General features: G+C 40.5%; 21 protein-coding genes and 1 tRNA gene. 10 read left to right on the top strand and 12 right to left on the bottom strand.

Annotated features, from left to right (window positions below):
- Positions 1-57: 57 nt before the first annotated feature.
- The 3 genes from H562_RS0114080 to H562_RS0114070 all read left to right on the top strand — a co-directional run bounded on the left by H562_RS0114080 (position 58) and on the right by H562_RS0114070 (position 2,026).
- Positions 58-300, top strand: coding sequence for a DUF6364 family protein (locus H562_RS0114080; protein ID WP_027378082.1), 243 nt, complete (start codon positions 58-60; stop codon positions 298-300).
- Positions 300-707 carry a type II toxin-antitoxin system VapC family toxin gene (locus tag H562_RS0114075; protein ID WP_027378081.1) on the top strand — a complete coding sequence of 136 codons (408 nt, stop codon included), beginning with the start codon at positions 300-302 and terminating at the stop codon, positions 705-707. Before H562_RS0114080 ends, H562_RS0114075 begins: the two co-directional genes overlap by 1 nt.
- A gap of 308 nt (positions 708-1,015) precedes the next feature.
- Positions 1,016-2,026, top strand: a complete 1,011-nt coding sequence (locus H562_RS0114070; protein WP_027378080.1) for a M28 family metallopeptidase — start codon at positions 1,016-1,018, stop codon at positions 2,024-2,026.
- Positions 2,027-2,140: 114 nt separating this feature from the next.
- Here the strand turns inward: H562_RS0114070 and H562_RS0114065 are convergent.
- The 5 genes from H562_RS0114065 to uvrA form a co-directional block, all read right to left on the bottom strand.
- Positions 2,141-2,212 (bottom strand) — tRNA-Arg (locus H562_RS0114065).
- Positions 2,213-2,349: 137 nt separating this feature from the next.
- On the bottom strand, positions 2,350-2,880 hold the full coding sequence (locus H562_RS0114060; RefSeq protein WP_027378079.1) for a hypothetical protein: 531 nt from the start codon (positions 2,878-2,880) through the stop codon (positions 2,350-2,352).
- Positions 2,881-2,895: 15 nt separating this feature from the next.
- The gene (locus H562_RS15250) at positions 2,896-3,360 is read right to left on the bottom strand and encodes an SET domain-containing protein (RefSeq protein ID WP_051190524.1); all 465 of its coding nucleotides are present in this window, start codon (positions 3,358-3,360) and stop codon (positions 2,896-2,898) included.
- A 58-nt stretch (positions 3,361-3,418) separates the two neighbouring features.
- Positions 3,419-3,571 (bottom strand): hypothetical protein, encoded by a 153-nt coding sequence (locus H562_RS15665; RefSeq protein WP_156832016.1) that lies wholly within the window; start codon positions 3,569-3,571, stop codon positions 3,419-3,421.
- 282 nt (positions 3,572-3,853) lie between these two features.
- Positions 3,854-6,637, bottom strand: a complete 2,784-nt coding sequence (gene uvrA / locus H562_RS0114045; protein WP_027378078.1) for an excinuclease ABC subunit UvrA — start codon at positions 6,635-6,637, stop codon at positions 3,854-3,856.
- Between the two features lie 308 nt (positions 6,638-6,945).
- Here uvrA and H562_RS0114035 point away from each other — a divergent pair, with 308 nt between their 5' ends.
- From H562_RS0114035 to H562_RS0114020, 4 genes are all read left to right on the top strand, one after another.
- The gene (locus H562_RS0114035; protein ID WP_027378076.1) at positions 6,946-7,662 is read left to right on the top strand and encodes a DUF2490 domain-containing protein; all 717 of its coding nucleotides are present in this window, start codon (positions 6,946-6,948) and stop codon (positions 7,660-7,662) included.
- A gap of 138 nt (positions 7,663-7,800) precedes the next feature.
- A complete protein-coding gene (gene dnaN / locus H562_RS0114030) occupies positions 7,801-8,931 on the top strand; it encodes a DNA polymerase III subunit beta (protein WP_027378075.1) in 1,131 nt (376 codons plus the stop codon).
- A gap of 152 nt (positions 8,932-9,083) precedes the next feature.
- Entirely contained in the window at positions 9,084-11,519 is a 2,436-nt protein-coding gene (pheT, locus tag H562_RS0114025) for a phenylalanine--tRNA ligase subunit beta (protein WP_027378074.1), read from the top strand.
- 98 nt (positions 11,520-11,617) lie between these two features.
- Positions 11,618-12,016, top strand: a complete 399-nt coding sequence (locus H562_RS0114020; protein WP_027378073.1) for an META domain-containing protein — start codon at positions 11,618-11,620, stop codon at positions 12,014-12,016.
- Between the two features lie 65 nt (positions 12,017-12,081).
- Here H562_RS0114020 and H562_RS0114015 read toward each other — a convergent pair whose 3' ends face one another.
- From H562_RS0114015 to H562_RS0113985, 7 genes are all read right to left on the bottom strand, one after another.
- Positions 12,082-12,330 (bottom strand): hypothetical protein, encoded by a 249-nt coding sequence (locus H562_RS0114015; RefSeq protein WP_027378072.1) that lies wholly within the window; start codon positions 12,328-12,330, stop codon positions 12,082-12,084.
- A 34-nt stretch (positions 12,331-12,364) separates the two neighbouring features.
- Entirely contained in the window at positions 12,365-13,687 is a 1,323-nt protein-coding gene (locus H562_RS0114010) for a hypothetical protein (RefSeq protein WP_027378071.1), read from the bottom strand.
- A 58-nt stretch (positions 13,688-13,745) separates the two neighbouring features.
- Entirely contained in the window at positions 13,746-14,636 is an 891-nt protein-coding gene (locus tag H562_RS0114005) for a 3-hydroxybutyryl-CoA dehydrogenase (protein ID WP_027378070.1), read from the bottom strand.
- Positions 14,637-14,662: 26 nt separating this feature from the next.
- Entirely contained in the window at positions 14,663-15,478 is an 816-nt protein-coding gene (locus H562_RS0114000; protein WP_027378069.1) for a M23 family metallopeptidase, read from the bottom strand.
- 63 nt (positions 15,479-15,541) lie between these two features.
- Entirely contained in the window at positions 15,542-16,360 is an 819-nt protein-coding gene (locus tag H562_RS0113995; protein ID WP_027378068.1) for a M23 family metallopeptidase, read from the bottom strand.
- A gap of 2 nt (positions 16,361-16,362) precedes the next feature.
- Complete coding sequence (bla, locus tag H562_RS0113990; RefSeq protein WP_027378067.1) at positions 16,363-17,247, bottom strand: class A beta-lactamase, subclass A2; 885 nt, start codon at positions 17,245-17,247, stop codon at positions 16,363-16,365.
- Between the two features lie 173 nt (positions 17,248-17,420).
- Positions 17,421-18,383, bottom strand: coding sequence for a Gfo/Idh/MocA family protein (locus H562_RS0113985; RefSeq protein ID WP_027378066.1), 963 nt, complete (start codon positions 18,381-18,383; stop codon positions 17,421-17,423).
- A gap of 231 nt (positions 18,384-18,614) precedes the next feature.
- On the opposite strand from H562_RS0113985, the gene H562_RS0113980 reads away from it, so the two are divergent.
- The 3 genes from H562_RS0113980 (at position 18,615) to H562_RS15240 (ending at position 20,286) form a co-directional block, all read left to right on the top strand.
- On the top strand, positions 18,615-19,265 hold the full coding sequence (locus H562_RS0113980) for a protein-L-isoaspartate(D-aspartate) O-methyltransferase (protein WP_027378065.1): 651 nt from the start codon (positions 18,615-18,617) through the stop codon (positions 19,263-19,265).
- A gap of 1 nt (position 19,266) precedes the next feature.
- Positions 19,267-19,713, top strand: coding sequence for a PH domain-containing protein (locus tag H562_RS15450; protein ID WP_051190523.1), 447 nt, complete (start codon positions 19,267-19,269; stop codon positions 19,711-19,713).
- A 141-nt stretch (positions 19,714-19,854) separates the two neighbouring features.
- On the top strand, positions 19,855-20,286 hold the full coding sequence (locus tag H562_RS15240; protein WP_051190522.1) for a DUF559 domain-containing protein: 432 nt from the start codon (positions 19,855-19,857) through the stop codon (positions 20,284-20,286).
- Positions 20,287-20,364: the final 78 nt, after the last annotated feature.

Genomic DNA, 20,364 nt, shown 5'->3' with positions numbered 1-20,364 from the left:
CGATAATATTTGTTGGTTACGTATCAAATTGTTAATTTTACACGTAAAGATTGTGAAATGAATACAAAACTGACCTTAAACCTCAATAAAAATATCATTGAACAGGCGAAGGAATATGCGCGAGAGAACGAGGTAAGCCTTTCAAAACTTATTGAAAGTTACTTACATTCATTAATAAAGAAGGAAGCTAACGCGAAAAAAGTCAGTCCACTTGTGCAGAGCTTGACCGGCGTAATACCCCTAAGTGGAGGCGAATCGGAAGAAGAATATTATGCCTACCTGAATAAAAAATACTCCTGATGGAAAAACTGTTCGTGGACACAAACATCGTTTTGGATCTTCTTCAGAAACGACCGGGCTTTTTCGAAGGTGCCCAGGAACTGTTTACCCTGGCCGATAAAAAACTGGTAACCCTATATGTTTCCGCTTTGACGATTGCCAATACACATTTCCTGCTGCAGAAGCACTTAAAAGGTGAAGCCAGAAAGGTCTTGGCAAAATTTAAAATCCTTGTGGAAATACTTCCTCTGGACGGAAAGATCCTTGAGTTGGCGATGGTTTCCGATTTTTCTGATTTTGAAGATGCTGTTCAATATTACACTGCTCTTGAAAATGAAATGGACCTCATCATCACGAGAAATAAAAAGGATTTCAAAAATGTCAGTTTACCGGTTTTAACAGCCACCGAATATTTATACCGAAAATAAAAGATTAAAAATCGCAAATTAATCAACAGCCCGACTTGAGTGGAGCTCTCCCGCGCCGCAGGCGGCGCGGGAAGCGGGAACGGAAGGCGGAAAAAGCCGCCAAAAAAACAAAAACTTCCGGGAAAGTCGAAGGTCTGCCATAAAGAAACCAGCGAAAAATCTTTTACTGATCACTTACATTCTAGAAATTCATGCAGAATTTAGAACTCAAAATTTTCATCCAGTTAGCTGCTATAAGTTGAACCGGAAAGAATGTTTTGAGTACTAAAAGAATTACTCCTATATTTAAAGTTCAAAAAAAATAATAAATGAAAAAAACAAATTTTCTGATCCTACCCTTGGCTTTTGCACTCTTACAAAGTTGTGCCGCCAATCTTTCGTATACGGGTTCACCCTTTAAAAAATCCTTTGAATCGATTACTTCTGAAGAGTTGAAAACACACCTGTATATCGTGGCTTCAGACGAAATGGAAGGACGCGATACGGGAAGTGAAGGTCAGAAAAAAGCCGGGCGATATTTGATTGAGCAGTATCAGAAGATGGGCGTTTCGCACCCGCAATCGATGAAGAATTATTATCAGACCGTGCCGAAAGAAGCTTTAAATGGAAGAAGAGGAAGTCTGCCCGAATCGGAAAATATCTTAGCCTTTATCGAAGGAACACAAAAACCGGAAGAAGTAATTGTGATTTCTGCGCATTACGACCACGTGGGCATGAGCAACGGCGACATTTACAACGGTGCGGACGACGATGGCAGCGGAACAGTCGCGCTTCTGGAAATTGCAGAAGCTTTTCAAAAAGCAAAAAAAGCAGGCAACGGTCCGAAACGTTCTATTCTGTTTCTACACGTGACAGGCGAAGAGCACGGACTATTGGGCTCGAAATATTACGCTGAAAATCCGGTTTTCCCTTTGGCTAATACCGTGGCCGATTTAAATATCGACATGATCGGAAGATGCGATCCCGGCAACTGCGGCAAAGATTATGTATACGCCATCGGCTCGGAAATGCTGAGCTCTGAGCTGAAGAAAATCAACGAAGCCGCAAACAAAGCGACCGTGAATCTGGAACTGAACTATAAATACGATGATCCGAATGATAAAGACCGCCTGTACTACCGCTCAGACCATTACAACTTTGCGAAAAACGGCATTCCTGTGATTTTTTATTTTGACGGCATCCATGAGGATTACCACAAACCCACCGATACATCGGATAAAATCGATTATGCAGCATTGAGGAAACGTGCACAACTGGTTTTTGCCACGGCCTGGGAACTGGCGAATCGGAAAGAGAGAATTGCGGTGGATAAGAAATAGTGTTAAAGAGTAAGGGAAAAGAGCCAGGTAAAAAGAGCCAGGTAAAAAGAGTCAAGTAAAAAGAGCCGCGTTTCCACTTGGCTCTTTTTATTTTTTATCTGGCTCTTTCCGTAGTAGCTTCACTGGGAATCGAACCCGGATCTAAAGTTTAGGAAACTTTTGTTCTATCCGTTGAACTATGAAGCCGAGTGGCAAAGGTAATTGTTTTCAACCTCTTTTCAAAAGCGCTGTTAGAGCTCCAAGCTCTAACAGCGCTCCCAAAAAAAATCCGCTCTTTACAAGCGGAGTTACTGGCTCAAATTGGCAGACATTGTATGCAGCCACTATTTCACGATGATCATATCTCCATTTTCCGGATTTAAATAAAATTTCTCGCCTTTACTATTTTGCATAACTGTAGCACCGTCGTCATTAAGACCGAGAACCCTAATTTCTGGCCGGAAGTTATTGGTTTTCCAGGAGAAAGATTCTGCCTTACCGTAATTCTTTGGTTTTTGGAAATACTCGCTTTTAGACCATACTTCAGGTTTTATAAAAATCATATCTCCGGTCGAACTATTGAGTGTAAACAGTTCGCCTTTGGTATTGCGGAAAACAGGATTTCTCTTTGAAAGCCCTTCAATGCGTAGATTTTCATTGCAGTTGCATTTCTGAAAGGATCCCATTTTTAAATAATCATTTTTAAGATTCATTTTAATATACATAGATTCTTTCTTAGGTGTTTTTACAGTAGCCTGTTCCTTGTTCTGTGCCTGTACATTTGCACATACTGCCTGTAAAGTGATAAGAGCAGCTGCAGACAGAAAGTTGTTTTTACTGAAGCAGAACGTGGGGTTAAAAATGATCGTTTTCATTGTGTTGTTTTTTTATTATTGAATCAGTGTTTTTCTACAGTTAGCGGCGCCACAGTGGCAAGGATGCAGTTTTATTTTCTCCGCGAGACTTAGGATTTGTTCCGATGAACTGCCCAATTGATAGTCGAAAAAAAGTTCTGCTCCTTCAATGATGTCTTCCATGGCATAGATGTAAGGTATTTGATCAAAAAAATAGACTTCGCAATTGGGCATACAGCTGTGATTAAAAAATCGCGCATCATTTCCTTCCCGTTCACCGTCAATAGCTGTTAAATCATCTAAGCGCATCACGTATACTAAAGAAGTTAATCCTTTTTCACGGTCTGAGGGTAAATCCTCCTTAAGGATTCGCTTACCCATATATTCAATGATTCGCGTTCCTTTGGGAATTGCTTTTTTCGCAAATACACCTTTACCATGAATAGGTGAGCTCTTTACCAATATGAAATCCCGGTCTATAAATTTTTTACTGTTTTTCATGCTTGCTTTTCGTTAGTGAGTAGCGTTCGAGACTTATTGGATAAACAGTTTTTTCATTTTACGGAATTTTAATCGCGGACCATTTTACATGTACAAATCTTTCAGATATAATGACAATAATTTGGCTTGGTTTCTTTTTCATGGGCTGGTTCAGCAGAATAAAAGCGTGCAGTTGATCCCAAACTTTTGCAACTGGAATCTTTTCAATCATACGTTTGTAGTTTTGCCACGGTAAAATCTGTAAACAATAAGGCTTTTGCTAAAAAAAGTATAACATATTCAATAAACTAAATTAATTAATATATTGCTACGGTCTTAGAAAAAAAAAGAAAAATTTTCGTTTTATTTATTAAAAATGAAAAATATACAAACAAAAAGTCAGCTCCAAAAAGCTGACTTTAATTTTAACTGAATATTTCTAAAAACTTTTTTGATGTTCACCGCAAAACCTTCGTTTTACGATCGTCTTCCATATAATTTAGACTGATCCCGTCTACAGTTTCTCTGTTAAATATTTCGCAGTGTGCGATTGTTGATTTTTAATCAAATCTTCCGGTGTTCCGGCAAAAACCACTTCGCCACCATGCTTTCCTGCTCCGGGACCAATGTCAATAATATAATCCGCAGTCTTGATGATATCGGGCTGATGTTCGATCACAACTACCGAATGCCCAAGTTCGATCAAGGCCTGAAGCGATTGCAGCAACTTATTGATATCATGAAAATGCAGACCTGTCGAAGGTTCATCGAAAATAAATAAAGTTTTATCCGTGGTTACACCTTTTACCAAAAACGACGCGAGTTTCACACGCTGCGCTTCGCCACCGGAAAGGGTAGAAGAGCTCTGACCGAGTTGCAGATAACCCAAACCAACTTCCTGCAGCGGTTTCAGTTTGGTGACAATTTTTTCCTGTTTGTTTTCTTTGAAAAACTCGATCGCCTCGTCTACGGTCATGTGCAGAACGTCGGAGATGTTCTTTTCATCATATTTCACTTCCAGGATCTCATTTTTAAAACGCGTGCCATGGCAGGTTTCACATTCCAGTTCAATATCGGCCATAAACTGCATCGAAACGGTAATTACGCCTTCGCCTTTACAATCGTCGCAGCGGCCGCCATCAACATTAAAGGAAAAATGCTTTGGTTTCAGCCCTTGTACAGCAGCAGATTTCTGTTTCGAGAAAAGGTCGCGGATATCATCGTAAGCCTTTAAATAAGTCACGGGATTTGAGCGCGAGGATTTCCCGATCGGATTCTGGTCGATCAATTCAATGTTTTTAACGAGTTTTTTCGGGAATTCTACGGAATCATAATCGCCTTTTTTTCCACCCATTCCCAGTTGGATCTGAATGTCATTCGTCAGAATTTCTTTCATTAAAGTCGATTTGCCGCTGCCGGAAACGCCCGAAATTACCACCAGACATTCCAGCGGAACATCAACATCAATGTTTTTCAGGTTATTTTGCCGCGCACCTTTGATATGAATCCATTCTTTGGGTTTTCTCCGCTTGGCCGGCACTTTAATTTCTAAACGGCCGGTCAGGTATTTTGATGTTAAAGTATCTGCATTTTCAAGTTCTTCGAAATTTCCGGCAAAAACGAGTTCGCCACCCAAATAGCCGGCTTCCGGACCGATATCGATGATATAATCTGCAGCTTTCATCACATCTTCGTCATGTTCCACCACGATCACAGTGTTGCCCAGATCGCGCAGGTTTTTTAAAACTTCAATCAGATTTTCGGTATCTTTTGAGTGCAGTCCGATCGAGGGTTCATCTAAAATATAAATAGAACCAACCAGCGAACTTCCCAGACTTGTCGCCAGATTGATCCGCTGACTTTCACCACCGGAAAGCGTGTTCGAGGTTCTGTTGATGGTAAGATAACCTAGACCAACTTTCTCCAAAAATTCCAGGCGCGTTGTGATTTCGTACAAGAGCCGTCTGGCTATTTCGGCATCGTGCTCGTTGAGTTTCAGCGATTTTATCAAGGGCAAAAATTCATCCAGCGGAAGTTCGATTACTGACTGAATATTGTGTCCGTCTATTTTCACCCATCTGGTTTCCTCGCGCAGGCGCAGACCTTCACAGCTGGGACACAGCGTTTTTCCGCGGTATCGGGAAAGCATTACGCGGTACTGGATTTTATACAGGTTTTCCTCCAGCATTTTAAAGAAACTGTTGATCGAAGGGAAACTTCTGCTGCCGTCGCCTTTCCATAAATAGTTTTTCTGCTCTTTGGTCAACTGATGGTAAGGTTTATGGATGGGGAAGTCTTTGGCTTTTTTAATGAAGTTTTTCTTCCACTCGCTCATGCTCTCGCCTTTCCAGCTCGCCACAGCTTCTTCGAAAACCGAAAGATTTTTATTGGGGATGACCAGGTCTTCGTCGATGCCGATGACTTTGCCATAACCTTCACATTCGGGGCAGGCGCCGTACGGATTATTAAAACTGAAGAAATGAACATTGGGTTCCATAAACTCAATCCCGTCGAGCTCAAATTTATTCGAAAATTCCGTGATCGTTCCGGTGTCCGTATTTTTTAGGGAACAATAGCCGTGACCTTCATAAAAAGCCATTTGAATAGAATCCGCGAGCCGCTGGAGAAAACTGTCGTCTTCTTCATATTTAAAACGGTCGATGACCAAATGGATTTCCATATCCTTTTCCGGCGCAAAACCGAAACTTTCCAGATCTTCGATGCCTGCGACATTTCCGTTCACCTCCAGGCGTGTAAATCCCAGGACTTTCAGCGTTTTCAGTTGTTCCGTAAACTGCGAAACATCAAACTTAAGCGGACTGCGGAGGAGAAAAGTCTGGTTTTCATTTTCTTTAATGAAATTTATTACATCTGTCACCGAATCTTTTTTCACCTCCTTTCCCGAAACCGGCGAGTAAGTTCGGCCCACGCGTGCAAAAAGAAGTTTCAGGTAATCATAAATCTCCGTTGAAGTTCCCACAGTCGAGCGCGGGTTGCTGGAAATTACTTTTTGCTGTATGGCAATTGAAGGCGCTAAACCTTTAATATCATCAACCTTGGGTTTCTCCAGCTTTCCCAAAAACTGCCTGGCGTAGGAGCTTAAACTTTCCACATAACGGCGTTGACCTTCTGCATAAATGGTGTCGAATGCCAGCGATGATTTCCCGCTGCCCGAAACGCCGGTAATCACAATGAGTCTGTTCTTTGGCAGAAGCACATCAATGTGTTTAAGGTTGTTCAGATGCGCGTTTTTTACGAAAATCTCTTTTTTTATATCGATATCTGTATCTGTAGTCATAGGTAAAATTGAACATACAAAAATACGGATTTTTTTAAGGAAAAGGTTTTACAAAACTTAGCCTGGAATTTGTTTGGAGCCGAAATATTTTTTTATCTTTGTAGTACAAATATGTAACAATCATGAGAAAACTACTGAATGATTTGATTACACATTTGATGAGAAAAAGATAACGTTTATTAATCACAAACAACAGGATGTCGCCAAGCAGGTGACATCTTTTTTTTAGGGTGATTGCCTGGAAAAAGTCATGTTTTGACCTAGCAGTTGCGCAAATTATCATTTCCATAATTCTGTATTTTAGCTGCATGAAAAAACGAGGTTTAATTTTACTGTTGATTTTAATTCATTCAGCAGCTTTTGCACAGGAGGACTATTTTTCCAGTAACAGCACGATATCTGTAACGTATAAAATTAATCCCAATTTTTTTCTTAATGCAGAAGGTAACCTTCGCGCGTATGAGGATTTTTCCGTTCCGGATTATTATGAAATGAAAGCAAGTGGCGGCTATAATTTATCTGAATACCACAAACTTTCAGTCGGTTTCGGCAAAAATGGCTATTATGAAAATGAGCTTTTTGATAAGCGGGAATTTCAGGTCTGGCTTCAGGACGCAATCGAGCTGAAAAGCGGAAAATACACTTTTGAAAACCGCCTGCGCGCAGAAAAAAGTTGGTTTTATGAACCTGTGATCAAGAAATATTCCGACAGGATCCGCTTGCGTTACCGCCTGAACATTTCTGTTCCTCTTACTGCTGAAACCGTAAAAGGCGGCGCACTTTCTGCAAATGTGTACGACGAAGTTTTTTTTATTACCAACAGAAGTCCATCGCTTGCGCGAAATGTAATTTATGGCGGTTTAAAATATCAGCTCGATGAAAACCTGGCAGTGGCTTCGGGCTATCATTTCCAGCGCGAATTTGCACGAAAAGGAAATGTAAACTATCACATGCTGTACTTTGCAATCCTCATTTCGATTGATGGTTCGGGCAATAAAACAGCGAGTTCCGGAAAGACTGACTGATGTTGATAACTTTTACTTGATTTCATTTTTAATTTAGAGGTTTGTTTCCTTCATTTAGGTCAAATTCATATATTTGTGAAAATATTTTTTTAAAGGCTGATCTGAATCAACTTTAAAGAAGAAAATAAAAACGATCAAATGAAATTTATTGTTGCCAGCGGGGAATTACAGAAAGCTTTAAACACCGTAAGTGGTGTGATCTCCAGTTCACAGTCCAGACCAATTCTGGAAAACTATCTGTTCGAACTTCAGGAAAATCATCTGAAAATTACTGCTTCCGACGGTGAGACTACTCTTGTTACAACACTCGATGTAAAATCCGACGATTCCGGTAAGTTTGCGGTTCCTGCCAAGATTTTTCAGGATTTTGTAAAAACTTATAACGAACAGCCTTTGACCCTGTCGGTTAAGGACTCTGAAGACGGAAACGGCAGTTTGCTGGAAATTCTGGACGAGAAAGACAACTTCGCTGTAGCACTTGATAATGCAGAAGATTATCCGGAATTACCCGAATTTGACGCGTCACAAAGTGTTAAGATTTCTGCGGGAGTTTTAGCCGAAGCTTTAAACAATACGCTTTTTGCTACGAGCAACGATTCACTTCGCCCTGTAATGACAGGCGTACTGTTTCAGTTTAAAGAAGATGAAACGAATTTTGTCTCCACAGATTCGCACCGTTTGGTAGTTTATAAAAGAAAGGACTTGATCAATGCCGAACCTATCGAATTCATCATGCCGAAAAAACCTTTGGCAATCTTTAAAAATATTTTAGCCAATTCAAACGACGATGTAATCATTGAGTTTAATGAAAATATGGCGAAATTCACTTTTGGAAACAATATCTGGATCTGTAGGCTTATCGATGGGAAATATCCCAATTACAGCGCCGTAATACCAAAAGAAAATCCAAATGTGCTGACGATCAACAGGAATTTGCTTTTGAGTTCAATCCGAAGAGCTTCGATCATGTCTAACAAATCCACCAATCAGGTGCGCTTCAAACTTTCGGGAAATATTCTTCACCTTCATGCCGAAGATACAGAATATGCAAACAAAGCCGACATGCAGATTCCGTGCGATTACAATGGCGAGGACATCAACATTGGTTTTAGCTCCAGGTTTTTAACGGAAATGCTTTCTGTGCTGAATTCAGATGATATCACTATGAAAATGTCGCAGCCGAACAGACCGGGAATTATTGAGCCTGTAGACGGTTTGGAAGCAGAAGAGAATATTCTGATGCTTTCGATGCCGGTCATAGGAATGTAATTATCCGTAGAGCACATTCACAAAATTAAGGTTGAGATTCATATTATTTGGATCTCAATTTTTTTTTAAGCTTCGGAATCACGATATTTGCACCATTCAGAATTGCAGTATAAGGCTGCCCGCTGAATATAATATCTCAAACTGTCAATCCAATGAAAATCTCCGCTAACTGGCTGAAAGACTTTATACAAACAGATCTAAAAACGGAAAAAACCGGTGAATATCTTACTGATATCGGTTTGGAAGTCGAAGGAATTGAAAAATTCGAATCGGTAAAAGGCAGCCTTGAAGGGATTTTTGTGGGAAAAGTAATGTCCTGCGAACAGCATCCGAACGCTGATAAACTTAAGAAAACTACCGTAGATATTGGGAGCGGCACTTTGCTGCATATAGTTTGTGGCGCGCCAAATGTAGCGGAAGGACAAACTGTACCTGTAGCCGTTGTCGGTACCGTTTTATATTTTAAAGACGGCAAACCTTTAGAAATAAAAGAAGCGAAAATTCGTGGAGAGATTTCACAGGGCATGATCTGCGCCGAAGACGAACTCGGCCTGAGCGACGATCACGGTGGAATCATGATTCTTGACGAGAGTAAATTTGAATTAGGAAAAAAATTCGCAGATTATTTTGATCTTGTCAATGACCAGGTTTTCGAAATTGGTTTAACACCCAACCGAACCGATGCCATGTCGCATTACGGTGTAGCACGCGACCTGAATGCGTACCTCACGACCAATCAGATGAAGTCGGAGTTCACCAAACTTTCGCCAGAAAACATCACTGCGGAAGGTGTTTCAGATTTCACGCTTGATATTGAAGATGCCGAACTTTGCCCAAGATATCTGGGCGCAGTGATAGAAAATGTAAATGTGGCCGAATCTCCGCTTTGGCTGAAAAACCGGTTGAAAGCCATTGGCCTGAGCCCGATCAATAATATCGTAGATATCAGCAATTATATACTGCACGGTCTTGGACAGCCGTTACACGCTTTCGACGCAGATAAAATTGCAGCTAAAAAAGTGAAAGTCGGTCTGAGTGAAAAAGGGACTAAATTTGTAACCCTCGATGGTGTTGAAAGAACACTGAACGGTACCGAAATCATGATCAAAGACGGCGAAAATACACCGATGTGTCTTGCAGGTGTTTTTGGCGGTGCGCATTCCGGTGTTTCCGAAAGTACACAAACCATCTTTTTAGAAAGTGCCTACTTTAATCCGGTCGCGATACGCAAAGCAGCTAAAGCACACGGTTTGAATACAGATGCGTCCTTCCGCTTCGAGCGTGGAGTAGATCCGAATATTACCAGAACAACACTTACGCACGCCATTAAAATGATTGAAGAAATCGCCGGTGGAAAACTGAAAGGCGAAATTCTGGAAAATTACCCCGTAAAAATTGAAGATCATTATCTGATCCTGCGTTTTTCAAAAGTGGAACAGATCCTGGGTACGAAAATCCATCGCGAAAAAATAAAGGAAATCCTGAAAGCGCTGGAAATCACGGTACTTAATGAGATCCAGAACGGTTTGGAAATTTCTGTGCCTGCTTACAGAGCCGATGTGACGCGTGAAATAGATGTAATAGAAGAGATCCTGCGGATTTACGGTTATAATAAAATCGATTCACCAAAGAAAATTTCTTTCAGTCCTGTAAAGCTTAGTTTTAATGATCAGGATGCGCTGGAAAATTCCTGGGCCAGAACTTTGCAAAGCAACGGTTTCAATGAGGTTATGAACAATTCGCTGACTTCAGTTAAAGATGAAACCAACGCTGTAAAACTCCTGAATCCGCTGAGTAACGATCTGGCATTTATGAGAAAATCTTTGCTCGAAGGACTTCTGGAGAATGCAGATTACAACATCAAACGAAAAAATCCCGATATTAAATTTTTTGAACTCGGTAAGATCTACCACCGGAGACCTGTAGCAGAACCAGCGCCGGAGCAGCCGAAAAATAAATATGAGGAGCGAAAGCAGCTTGCCATTTTGGTTACCGGCAGGAATGTAGGTGAAAACTGGCTCGAACCAAAATCAGCCACGAATTTTTACTATTTGAAATCATATGTGAAAATACTTCTGGAAAATCTCCAGCTAAATACAGAAGAAAAAGCGCTGGACGATCCGCGTTTCTCCGATGCGCTGGAAATTACCGCCCGTGGTAAAACCCTGGCAAGGCTCGGAAAAGTTTCTGCTGAATTACTGAAAGATGCCGACATAGATCAGGACTGTTATTATGCAGAAATCGAAGTTGAAAACTGCCAGAAATTGCGTGAGGAAAGCAACCTCAAGTTTGCAGATATTCCAAAATTCAATAAAATAAGAAGAGACCTCGCGTTGCTTTTGGATAAAAACATTTCGTATGCCGACCTTCACAAAGCAGCAAAAAAGAATCCGTCGAAATATTTGAAAAGCATCAACCTTTTTGATGTGTATGAAGGCAAAAACCTGCCGGAAGGAAAAAAATCGTACGCGTTGAGCTTTGACCTTCTGAACGAGGAAAAAACTTTGGAAGAAAAAGACATCACAGAAGTGATGAACTCATTAATAAAAACCTTCCAAAAGGAATTTGCAGCGGAATTGAGATCTTAAGAAGTAGAAAATCCCTCGGACTTTAAGTAAAATTACCATGAGCATGCAGCCCGGTTTAAGTCGCGATTATTTCTTACATTTGACTAAATAAATTGAAAATGAAAAATATATTTTTGGCTTTTTTCGCTTTGGCAGTTATCGTTTCCTGTTCGGTAATCAACACCTCGAAGGTTGGAAGTTCACAACCCAATATTGCTGATACGCAATGGACTTTGGCCGACAATGTGAAAGGTAAAAAGCCTACATTAAATATAGAAGCCGGCAAAGTTACCGGTAACGCGGGTTGCAATAATTATTTTGGCGAACTTTCGCTGGATCCGACTGCGGGAAATTTCAGTGTGAAAAACGCGGGTGCAACAAAAATGGCCTGTGACAATCGGGATATTGAAAGCAACTTTCTGAAAATGCTGAGCGAAACCGATAAATATGTGGTAGCCGGAAATACTTTGGAACTGTATAAAGGTAAGTTGCTGCTGCTGAAATTCAATAAATTATAAGAAATTACTAAAAAAGATCATAAAAAAAAGGAACCCAAATTTGAGTTCCTTTTTTTGATTTTTATCTAGGCTTCGTCTTCGTCGTCTTCTTCATCGTATTTCGCGAGTTCGTCGTCACACCATTTAAAGGCGGCTTCTACAACTTTCGTCGCTTCATCGGCCATGGTTTCCTCGTCGTCTCCTTCCAGATCATCAAACCATTCCACTTCTTCTTCCTCAACATTCAACACGAATCTTGGGTACTCTGTGTGAACTACAAAGAGATCTTCAGGGAAATCTGAATTGTCGGCTAATAAAAACTTTGGTAATTTCATAATAATTAATTTAACTCCTCAAAAGTAATAAAAATTATTGAAATTGATTCTTGTCGATCTTTATTTTTCGCAAAACTCTGTACGCTGTGAGCGTGTTTTTACGCAGTGTGTCGGCTGGCTTAAAGGTGATGTTCACCCGCGGATTTACCGTGCTGATGAGTTCGGCGATTTTAAATTTGTCGAGTTCTTCCTCGCTTTCAACATAAAATTTCAGTGGAACTTTATCTAATTTTTCCGCTCTTAAAAATGTGGTGATCACTTTTCGGTTTTCGAGATAATTTCCTCTGGAAAGCCAGGTAAAAATTAAACCGGTAAGCAAACTTAATATGGTAAGGCCGTAAGTGAATTTTCCCAAAATTCTGTACATCTTCTTGAAGTAAACCAGCCAGATTGGTAATGAAAATGGCGCCATCAGTCTGTAATCGATCGCGTTTACGGAATAGAAATACTGAATGAAAAATGAACATAGGATTCCAAAAACACCCATAAATACGAGGAAGAATTCAGTTTCCGAAAGTTTCTGCTGTACAAACAGGTAGACTATCAACAAAATATTAAACAGACCGATGCCGTAGATTGCATAGTTGATCAGACCACCGCCCGGATCTGCAATATGCACGAACGGGTTAAATGTAGTTGTGAGTCCCTGAAAGAGTTCGGTAAGCAGTTGAGAAGTGGGATGAAGCCCAATCTCCAAAAAGGTGTCGATATACTTTTCATTAAAGTAATCAATGAAAAGAAATTTATAAAGTACGACATATACCAGGGCGGTGAAAGCTGAAGTTATAAAGATTTTTCCATAATGTTTTCTAAAATTTATCAGGCCAAAAAGTAAAACCCCACCGATCAAGAAAAGTGCGGGATAACGGATGTTGTAGAGGATGATCAGCGCCAGTGAAAGTAGAACAAACGCCCGCAAGCCTTTCAGTTGGTCAATGATAATCTGCCTGCCAACGAACAGGAATACAAATACAAAAGGCAAGATCAGCGCTTCGCTCATGGTGTAAGAAAAGATCGAAACAAAGCTGAAAAGACCGCCGGTCAGGATGATTTCTTTGAAATAAAATTTCTTTTTCCATGCGAACCATACGAGAACCAGATAAGCCATAATCCCGAGGATTTTGCTCGCCCAGAATTCATCAAATCCAAAGAGGGTGAAGAATTTTAAACTGAGCGGATAACCGAGAGGTGTGACGGTATTATCGATTACCGGAAAAACATTTGCCGAGCGCATGAAGCGTATAGAATCTGGATTTGTGCGCCCTTTTTCATTCAGAAGGAAGCGCAGGGCAGTCGCGGTCAAGGTGGCAAAAACCAGAAAAACACGGATTTGGTTTTCGAGAAGTCTTCTTCGCATGATACTGATTTTAAAAGCGCTGTTAGAGCTCCGAGCTCTAACAGCGCCCATTCCGGTTTTATTTCAGAAACATTTTCGACACTTTTTCCGCTTTTTTATTTTCCGCATAATCGTAGAAACCTTCGCCGGATTTAGCACCGAGTTTCCCCGCCGTTACCATATTGACAAGCAGTGGATTAGGCGCGTACTTGGGATTTTTGAAACCCTCGTACATCACATTCAGAATAGCGAGGCAAACATCCAGACCTATAAAATCTGCGAGTTGCAAAGGTCCCATCGGGTGGGCCATGCCCAGTTTCATCACCGTGTCGATCTCTTCCACGCCGGCCACGCCGTTGTATAAAGTTTCTATGGCTTCATTGATCATCGGCATAAGGATCCGGTTAGCTACAAATCCCGGATAATCATTTACTTCCACCGGAACTTTTCCCAAGGTTTTACTGAGGTCAAATATTGCGCTGAAAGTTTGGGGTGAAGTAGAGTAGCCTTTAATGATCTCCACAAGCTTCATGATCGGCACAGGATTCATAAAATGCATGCCGATCACTTTTTCCGGGCGGTTGGTTACCGAAGCGATCTTGGTAATTGAAATCGAAGACGTGTTGGTCGCCAGAATACAGTTTTCCGGCGCTAGTTCGTCCATCTGGCGGAAAATTTTCAGTTTCAGATCCAGATTTTCAGTAGCAGCTTCGACAATCAGGTCGGCATTTGCAGCACAATCTGCAAGATTTGTGAAAGTGGAAATTTTTGTGAGTGTTTCCTGTTTTTGTGTTTCGGTCAGATTTCCTTTGGCGACAATACGGTCCAGATTTTTTGTAATGGTGGCAAGTCCTTTATCTAAAGCTTGCTGCGAAACATCAACTAAATCAACTTTGAAACCTGTTTGTGCAAAAGTATGTGCAATTCCGTTTCCCATGGTGCCTGCACCGATTACGACAATGTTTTTCATTTTATATTGTTTTATGAAATTATATTTTAATAATTCTTGGTGTAACTTTTTCCTTCTTCTAAAAGTGCAGCGCCACTTTTTGAGGTCCTGAATTTTGTTTTAAAGTAGGTTCTGCTGCCATCTATATTATTTTTAAAAACCGAGAAATGCAGGTGAGGACCTTTAGTAAAACCGGTATTCCCACTGTACGCGATGAACTGGTTTGCAGCAATCTGGTCGCCCAGTTGAACAGCAACACCGTTCTTTTTCAGATGTACGTATTCTGCCATGGTTCCGTCGCTGTGCAATATAATTACTTTATTGTTAAACTGCGCACAGTCAATAGTGGGGCAGTGCGAAGAATGGCCGCTTTCAACTTCAACAACTTTGCCTGCACGTGCCGCGAGGACCTGGTCATTTTCCTTTAAGCTGAAGTCGATCGAATTCGCTTTTTGGTGAGAGAATTTGCCGTTATAACCCTGAAAGATCAAATAGGTTTTTTGTTTTGCAAACGGCAGACTGTAAACATAGTTTTCGTCGAAATCCTGATCGGTAATATCGCCCAACACAAACCCAACATCATAAGAAAAAGAAGATTTTAGCCTGGAGTCGGCAACGGCGACGGTAGAAATCTTAAACTTATCAGTTTTCGCCGGAATAATGATGATTGCTTTATTTAGTAACGAGGAAGTCATATTTTCCGCGGCGTAAGTATATTCGGCAGAAACCGGTGCAAATGTATGGTTGTCGGCGAAGATCTGCATTTCATTTCCGATTTTCTCGTGATAGAAAGTAACGTCAATATTCTTCTGCGCGCGGCTCAGGAAGGGAAGTGTGATCAATAAAACGTATAGATATCTCATTTAAATTTTGGAGGATTTTTATTTAATTATAACAAAGAACCGAAGCTGTACCTTTTTTCATTATTAATAATTTCGGGTATAACTTTTTCCTTCTTCCAAAAGCGTGGCCTCACCTTCCAAAGTCCGGAATTTCGTTTTAATGAATGTTCTGCGGCCATCGATCCTATTTATAAAAACCGCAAAATGCAGATGCGGACCGCTGGCAAACCCTGTGCTTCCGCTGTAACCCAGGAGCTGGCCCTTTTCAACTTTATCACCTTTCCGCACAACTGCGCCGTGGTATTTTAAATGAGAATAATCCGCAAAAGTCCCGTCGCTGTGCATGACAAGGACTTTGTTATTGTATTTTGCACAGGAAATATCGGGGCAGTTCCGGTCATTGGAATCCACAACTTCAACTGCAATTCCTTCGCGGGCCGCCAAGACCGGACTTCCTTCTTTCAAATCAAAATCGAGCGCAAATTCATTTTGGTGCGAAAACTTGCCGTTATAACCCTGATAGACCGACTGGGTTTTTCCGCTTTCAAAAGGCAGAGAATAGATATAATCCTCATCAAAACTCTCCTGCAGTGCATTTCCAAAGTTATAGGAGTTGGTGTAGGAAAATGAGTTTGCCGCATTGCGCTTTATTTCCTTAAGCTCCGCAATCGGAAATCTTTTTGTTTTTGGCGGTATCACTACAATTTCATCGTTTGGAAGGGTTGAAGTCAGGTTACTTAATTTAAAGGCGAACCGTGCGGAAATCGGCATCGGTTCGTTGTTATCCGCAAAAATCGCAATCTCACGGTTTACGACTTCATTATAAAATTTGACATCCCATTTCTGCTGAGAAAAAAGAAATAAGGAACAAAAAAGTAAAAATAAAAAAGGAAATCTTTTCATCGCTATTTTTTGCTAAAATAATCAAAAATGAGCTTCGAAATTTCCGCGATCATTTTCGTATTAGTTTCATCACTTTCCATAGAATCAGAAACGAATGCGCTGACGGCGTAATGTTTTCCGCTGGGAAGTGTTACAATTCCAATATCGTTTTCGGCGATGGTCAGACCTTTTTTATCTTTCCCGGAAGAGCCTGTTTTGTGGGCAACCGGAGTTCCTTTTGGGAGCAGCGCCACGAGTTTATTTGCGCCAGTACTGGTTTCCAGCATGGTCTGCATCAGGAAGTCCGTGGACTTTTTCGAAACTAATTTTCCCTCAAAAAACTTTTTGAGCAGTTGGTTCGAGGCGTTTGTGGTAGTCCAGTTCCAGTACATAAATTCGTAACCCTGATGCATTTTCTCTTCATCCGCTTTTATCCGAAAGTCTGAAATACCTGTATTATTAATGAAATTCTGCACTTCTCCTGGTCCACCAATCAGTTTCAACAAAAGGTCGGTGCCATTGTTATCGCTCTGAGCAACGCTGTATTTCAGGAGTTCACTTAAAGACATTTCGATATTTCCTGCCGGATATTTCTCGCGGATTGGGCTCCAGGTGTTTTCGTGAAGGTCAGTTTTTTTAATGAAAATTTTTTGGTTTAGATTTAATTCGCCTTGGTCAACAAGATTTAAAACCGCAAGTGCAATATGAAATTTAAAAACACTCAGCATCGGAAGTTTTTTGTCTCCGTTAATGTCTAAAGATTTATTGTTTTCAAAATCCAAAACAGATACGGCTACCGTGGCATTTTTTGCTTTGATGATGCTTTCGATCTGCATTTTTAATGACTGTTTCTGTGCAAACACACCAGCCGAAATCATTAAAAAGAACAGTATTAATTTATTTTTCATTTAATTATGTGAAAAAGTTGAGCAAAATTGTTGGTTTATTATCTCTTTTAAAGGCCAGAGGAACTTAATAGTCGAATCCGGCTGAGATATCAGAGCTGTTGGCAAAGTTTGCAGCAAATTCCTAGAACTTCTTGACCATAAACTTCAACTTTTCAAATCTGAAAAGTTCTGAATCAGCTGATCAGTTTCACGATTTCAAGCGCCACTTTTAATGCTTCTGTTCCGTCTTCCAAAGAAACTTCTACGTTTTTATTTTCAGTGATGGCATCGGCAAAACTTTCTAATTCGTCGAGTATAGCATTGTTTGGCTGAATATTGGGGTATTCGAAAATAATCTGGTTTTTTTCACCTTCCGCGTTTTCAATGATCATATCAAAATCGCTTGGATTTTCGGGCGCCGCGCGCATGCGGATGACTTCGGCTTTCTTCTCCAAAAAATCTACAGAGATATACGCATCTTTCTGGAAAAAACGCGATTTGCGCATCGCTTTCATCGAAATTCTTGAAGTTGTGAGATTCGCTACGCAGCCATTTTCAAATTCGATCCTTGCGTTGCAGATGTCGGGCGATTTCGAAACGATCGAAACGCCGCTCGCATGTATGGCTTTAACTTTTGACTTTACCAAAGACAACAAAATATCCAGGTCATGAATCATTAAATCCAAAACCACAGAAACATCGGTGCCACGCGGATTGAATTCGGCCAACCTGTGAATCTCGATAAACATTGGGTTTTTGATATAATCCTTTGATCCAATAAAAGCGGGATTATACCTTTCTACATGCCCAACCTGTGCTTTAATTCCATATTCCCGGCATTTGTAAAGAATTTCTTCAGCTTGTTTCAAAGTCTGTGTAATGGGCTTCTCAATGAAAAAATGAATTTTTCTTTCGATAGCTTTGAGTGCATAATCGTAGTGGTATAAAGTAGGTGTTACAATATCCAGCATCTCGATTTCATTTAAAAGATCATTAAAATTTTCGAAATATCTGTAGCCGAATTCTTTTTCCAGCTTTTTTCCGTTGTCCGCATCGGCATCGTGGAAACCCACAAGCTCGTATTTTTCCGACTGCTGCAGCAGTTTTAAATGTATTTTCCCCAAATGACCTGCGCCTACCAATCCTGCTTTAAGCATAGAAATTTATTTTTTGTAAAGATAATAATTACGGGAGACATGAGATAGCAGATATTAGACGCTAGTCACTGGATATGAGACGCGAGACGTTAGACACTAGACATGAGACGCGAGACGCGAGACTTGAGACGCGAGACATTAGACATCAGCGTTTAAAAATCAACAATTAATAATTAATAATTAAGAATTCCCGCATTGTATATTCTCGCCTCTATTCCCTATTTTTGTGACATGCATGATTCGTTTTTACACAAAGGGAAAAGAAAAATACTGGTCGAATATCTCCGCGGGAAAATAGGCATCACCGACGAAATGGTGCTTAAGGCCATAAATGAGGTGCCGCGTCATCTTTTCCTGGAAAGTATTTTTGAAGATTACGCTTACGAAGACCGCGCATTTCCCATTTTGGCAAAACAAACGATCTCGCACCCTTCTACAGTGGCAGAGCAGACAGAGCTTCTGCAGGTAAATGAAAAAGAAAAAGTGCTGGAAATCGGCACAGGCAGTGGTTACCAAACCGCCGTCCTGGTGGCGATGAATGCCTGGGTTTACACCATAGAAAGACAAAAGGATCTGCATGATTTCGCGCAAAGGAAACTTCGCGAACTTCATCTCCGGCCAAAATTTCAGAGTTTTGGTGATGGTTTTGCGGGATTGCCGACTTTTGCCCCTTTTGATAAGATCCTGGTGACATGCGGTGCAGAAGTGTTGCCTACTGAACTGCTTCATCAACTGAAAATAGGTGGCATGATGGTAATTCCCCTAGGGAAAAGCGATGAGCAGATACTTACCCGCTTCACAAAAAAATCTGAAAAAGAATTCGAAAAAGAGGAATTTGGTGCCTATAAATTTGTACCCATGCTCAACAATACCAACCACTGAAATGGCAGACGCAATTTTCAGATCAAAACCCCCGGATAAGACCTTTCTGCTTTTGTATGCCGGAGTGGTAGTTTTTCTTTGGAGCATCGCTTTCTATACCTATCTGCAAAAAAATGACCCGCTTGTTTTTCTGCCTGTCGGAATTATTTGCACCCTCATTTTATTTTTGACCTTGGCAAGTCATCTATGGCTGAAAATTATCATTAGAGATCACTTTTTAACCGTACACCTTATTTTTGAAGTTTCGCGGAAAGACATCCGCCATATTACAAAGATCCGCAAAGGTGAAACAATGTGGAGCGGTTTTGAAAAATTCGGAACGGTAACCAAAGGTTTGATTATTTTCACGAAATATAAAAATGACCTTTATATTTCACCTGAAAATGAGGAACTTTTTTTCCGTAAAATTTTAGAGGTCAACCCCGAAATAGTGATTGAAAGAGTGTAATGGATAGGAAGAAGTAGGGAATTCCCCTCCTTTGGAGGGGTGGCAAAAATTTGGGATAAATTTTTGACGGGGTGGTTTTACAGGCCAAAAGTAAAATAGCTTTTTATTTTCTTAAATTTAATGTGCCAGATTTCCCGGTTGATGAAACAGATATTAACATATATCGGCGACGAACCAATTTACAGGAATTTCATTGAAGATCTGCCATACACTCCTGAGTTGAAAAAGCTATTACCTGGCAAACGGAAAGCGGGGATTCTTGCCGAAGTTTTATTTTGGTACCAGGTCAGGGCGGGCAACTTTCACAGGATAGACTTTGACCGGCAAAGAATTATTGGCAATTATATCGTGGACTTCTATGTAAAAACTCTTGGACTTATCGTCGAGATCGACACTCAGGTTTCTAATGACATTTATAAACCTGACACAAAAGCTGAGCAATACCTCGAATCGCTCGGCCTAAAAATGTTCAGGATTTCTGAGACTGACATTAAAAATAATATGGTGATGATAATGAAAAATCTAGAAGTGTTCATTATCGAAAACTATGGAAACCACCCCGTCAAAAATTAAAATTTTTGCCACCCCTCCAAAGGAGGGGAATCCCAATTCACCTTTCTTCAAATACCCTTGCAGATTTCCACTATACCT

Origin of the sequence: Kaistella palustris DSM 21579 (assembly GCF_000422265.1) — a bacterium.
GTDB lineage: Bacteria > Bacteroidota > Bacteroidia > Flavobacteriales > Weeksellaceae > Kaistella > Kaistella palustris.
The sequence above is the reverse complement of the archived record's forward strand: the minus strand, read 5'-3'. Positions and strand labels throughout refer to the sequence as shown.

Bases quoted from the DNA above. Each gene is read 5' to 3' on its own strand.
- H562_RS0114080 (WP_027378082.1), top strand. From the start codon at position 58: ATGAATACAAAACTGACCTTAAACCTCAATAAAAATATCATTGAACAG.
- H562_RS0114075 (WP_027378081.1), top strand. From the start codon at position 300: ATGGAAAAACTGTTCGTGGACACAAACATCGTTTTGGATCTTCTTCAG.
- H562_RS0114070 (WP_027378080.1), top strand. From the start codon at position 1,016: ATGAAAAAAACAAATTTTCTGATCCTACCCTTGGCTTTTGCACTCTTA.
- H562_RS0114060 (WP_027378079.1), bottom strand. From the start codon at position 2,880: ATGAAAACGATCATTTTTAACCCCACGTTCTGCTTCAGTAAAAACAAC.
- H562_RS15250 (WP_051190524.1), bottom strand. From the start codon at position 3,360: ATGAAAAACAGTAAAAAATTTATAGACCGGGATTTCATATTGGTAAAG.
- H562_RS15665 (WP_156832016.1), bottom strand. From the start codon at position 3,571: ATGATTGAAAAGATTCCAGTTGCAAAAGTTTGGGATCAACTGCACGCT.
- uvrA (WP_027378078.1), bottom strand. From the start codon at position 6,637: ATGACTACAGATACAGATATCGATATAAAAAAAGAGATTTTCGTAAAA.
- H562_RS0114035 (WP_027378076.1), top strand. From the start codon at position 6,946: ATGAAAAAACGAGGTTTAATTTTACTGTTGATTTTAATTCATTCAGCA.
- dnaN (WP_027378075.1), top strand. From the start codon at position 7,801: ATGAAATTTATTGTTGCCAGCGGGGAATTACAGAAAGCTTTAAACACC.
- pheT (WP_027378074.1), top strand. From the start codon at position 9,084: ATGAAAATCTCCGCTAACTGGCTGAAAGACTTTATACAAACAGATCTA.
- H562_RS0114020 (WP_027378073.1), top strand. From the start codon at position 11,618: ATGAAAAATATATTTTTGGCTTTTTTCGCTTTGGCAGTTATCGTTTCC.
- H562_RS0114015 (WP_027378072.1), bottom strand. From the start codon at position 12,330: ATGAAATTACCAAAGTTTTTATTAGCCGACAATTCAGATTTCCCTGAA.
- H562_RS0114010 (WP_027378071.1), bottom strand. From the start codon at position 13,687: ATGCGAAGAAGACTTCTCGAAAACCAAATCCGTGTTTTTCTGGTTTTT.
- H562_RS0114005 (WP_027378070.1), bottom strand. From the start codon at position 14,636: ATGAAAAACATTGTCGTAATCGGTGCAGGCACCATGGGAAACGGAATT.
- H562_RS0114000 (WP_027378069.1), bottom strand. From the start codon at position 15,478: ATGAGATATCTATACGTTTTATTGATCACACTTCCCTTCCTGAGCCGC.
- H562_RS0113995 (WP_027378068.1), bottom strand. From the start codon at position 16,360: ATGAAAAGATTTCCTTTTTTATTTTTACTTTTTTGTTCCTTATTTCTT.
- bla (WP_027378067.1), bottom strand. From the start codon at position 17,247: ATGAAAAATAAATTAATACTGTTCTTTTTAATGATTTCGGCTGGTGTG.
- H562_RS0113985 (WP_027378066.1), bottom strand. From the start codon at position 18,383: ATGCTTAAAGCAGGATTGGTAGGCGCAGGTCATTTGGGGAAAATACAT.
- H562_RS0113980 (WP_027378065.1), top strand. From the start codon at position 18,615: ATGCATGATTCGTTTTTACACAAAGGGAAAAGAAAAATACTGGTCGAA.
- H562_RS15450 (WP_051190523.1), top strand. From the start codon at position 19,267: ATGGCAGACGCAATTTTCAGATCAAAACCCCCGGATAAGACCTTTCTG.
- H562_RS15240 (WP_051190522.1), top strand. From the start codon at position 19,855: ATGAAACAGATATTAACATATATCGGCGACGAACCAATTTACAGGAAT.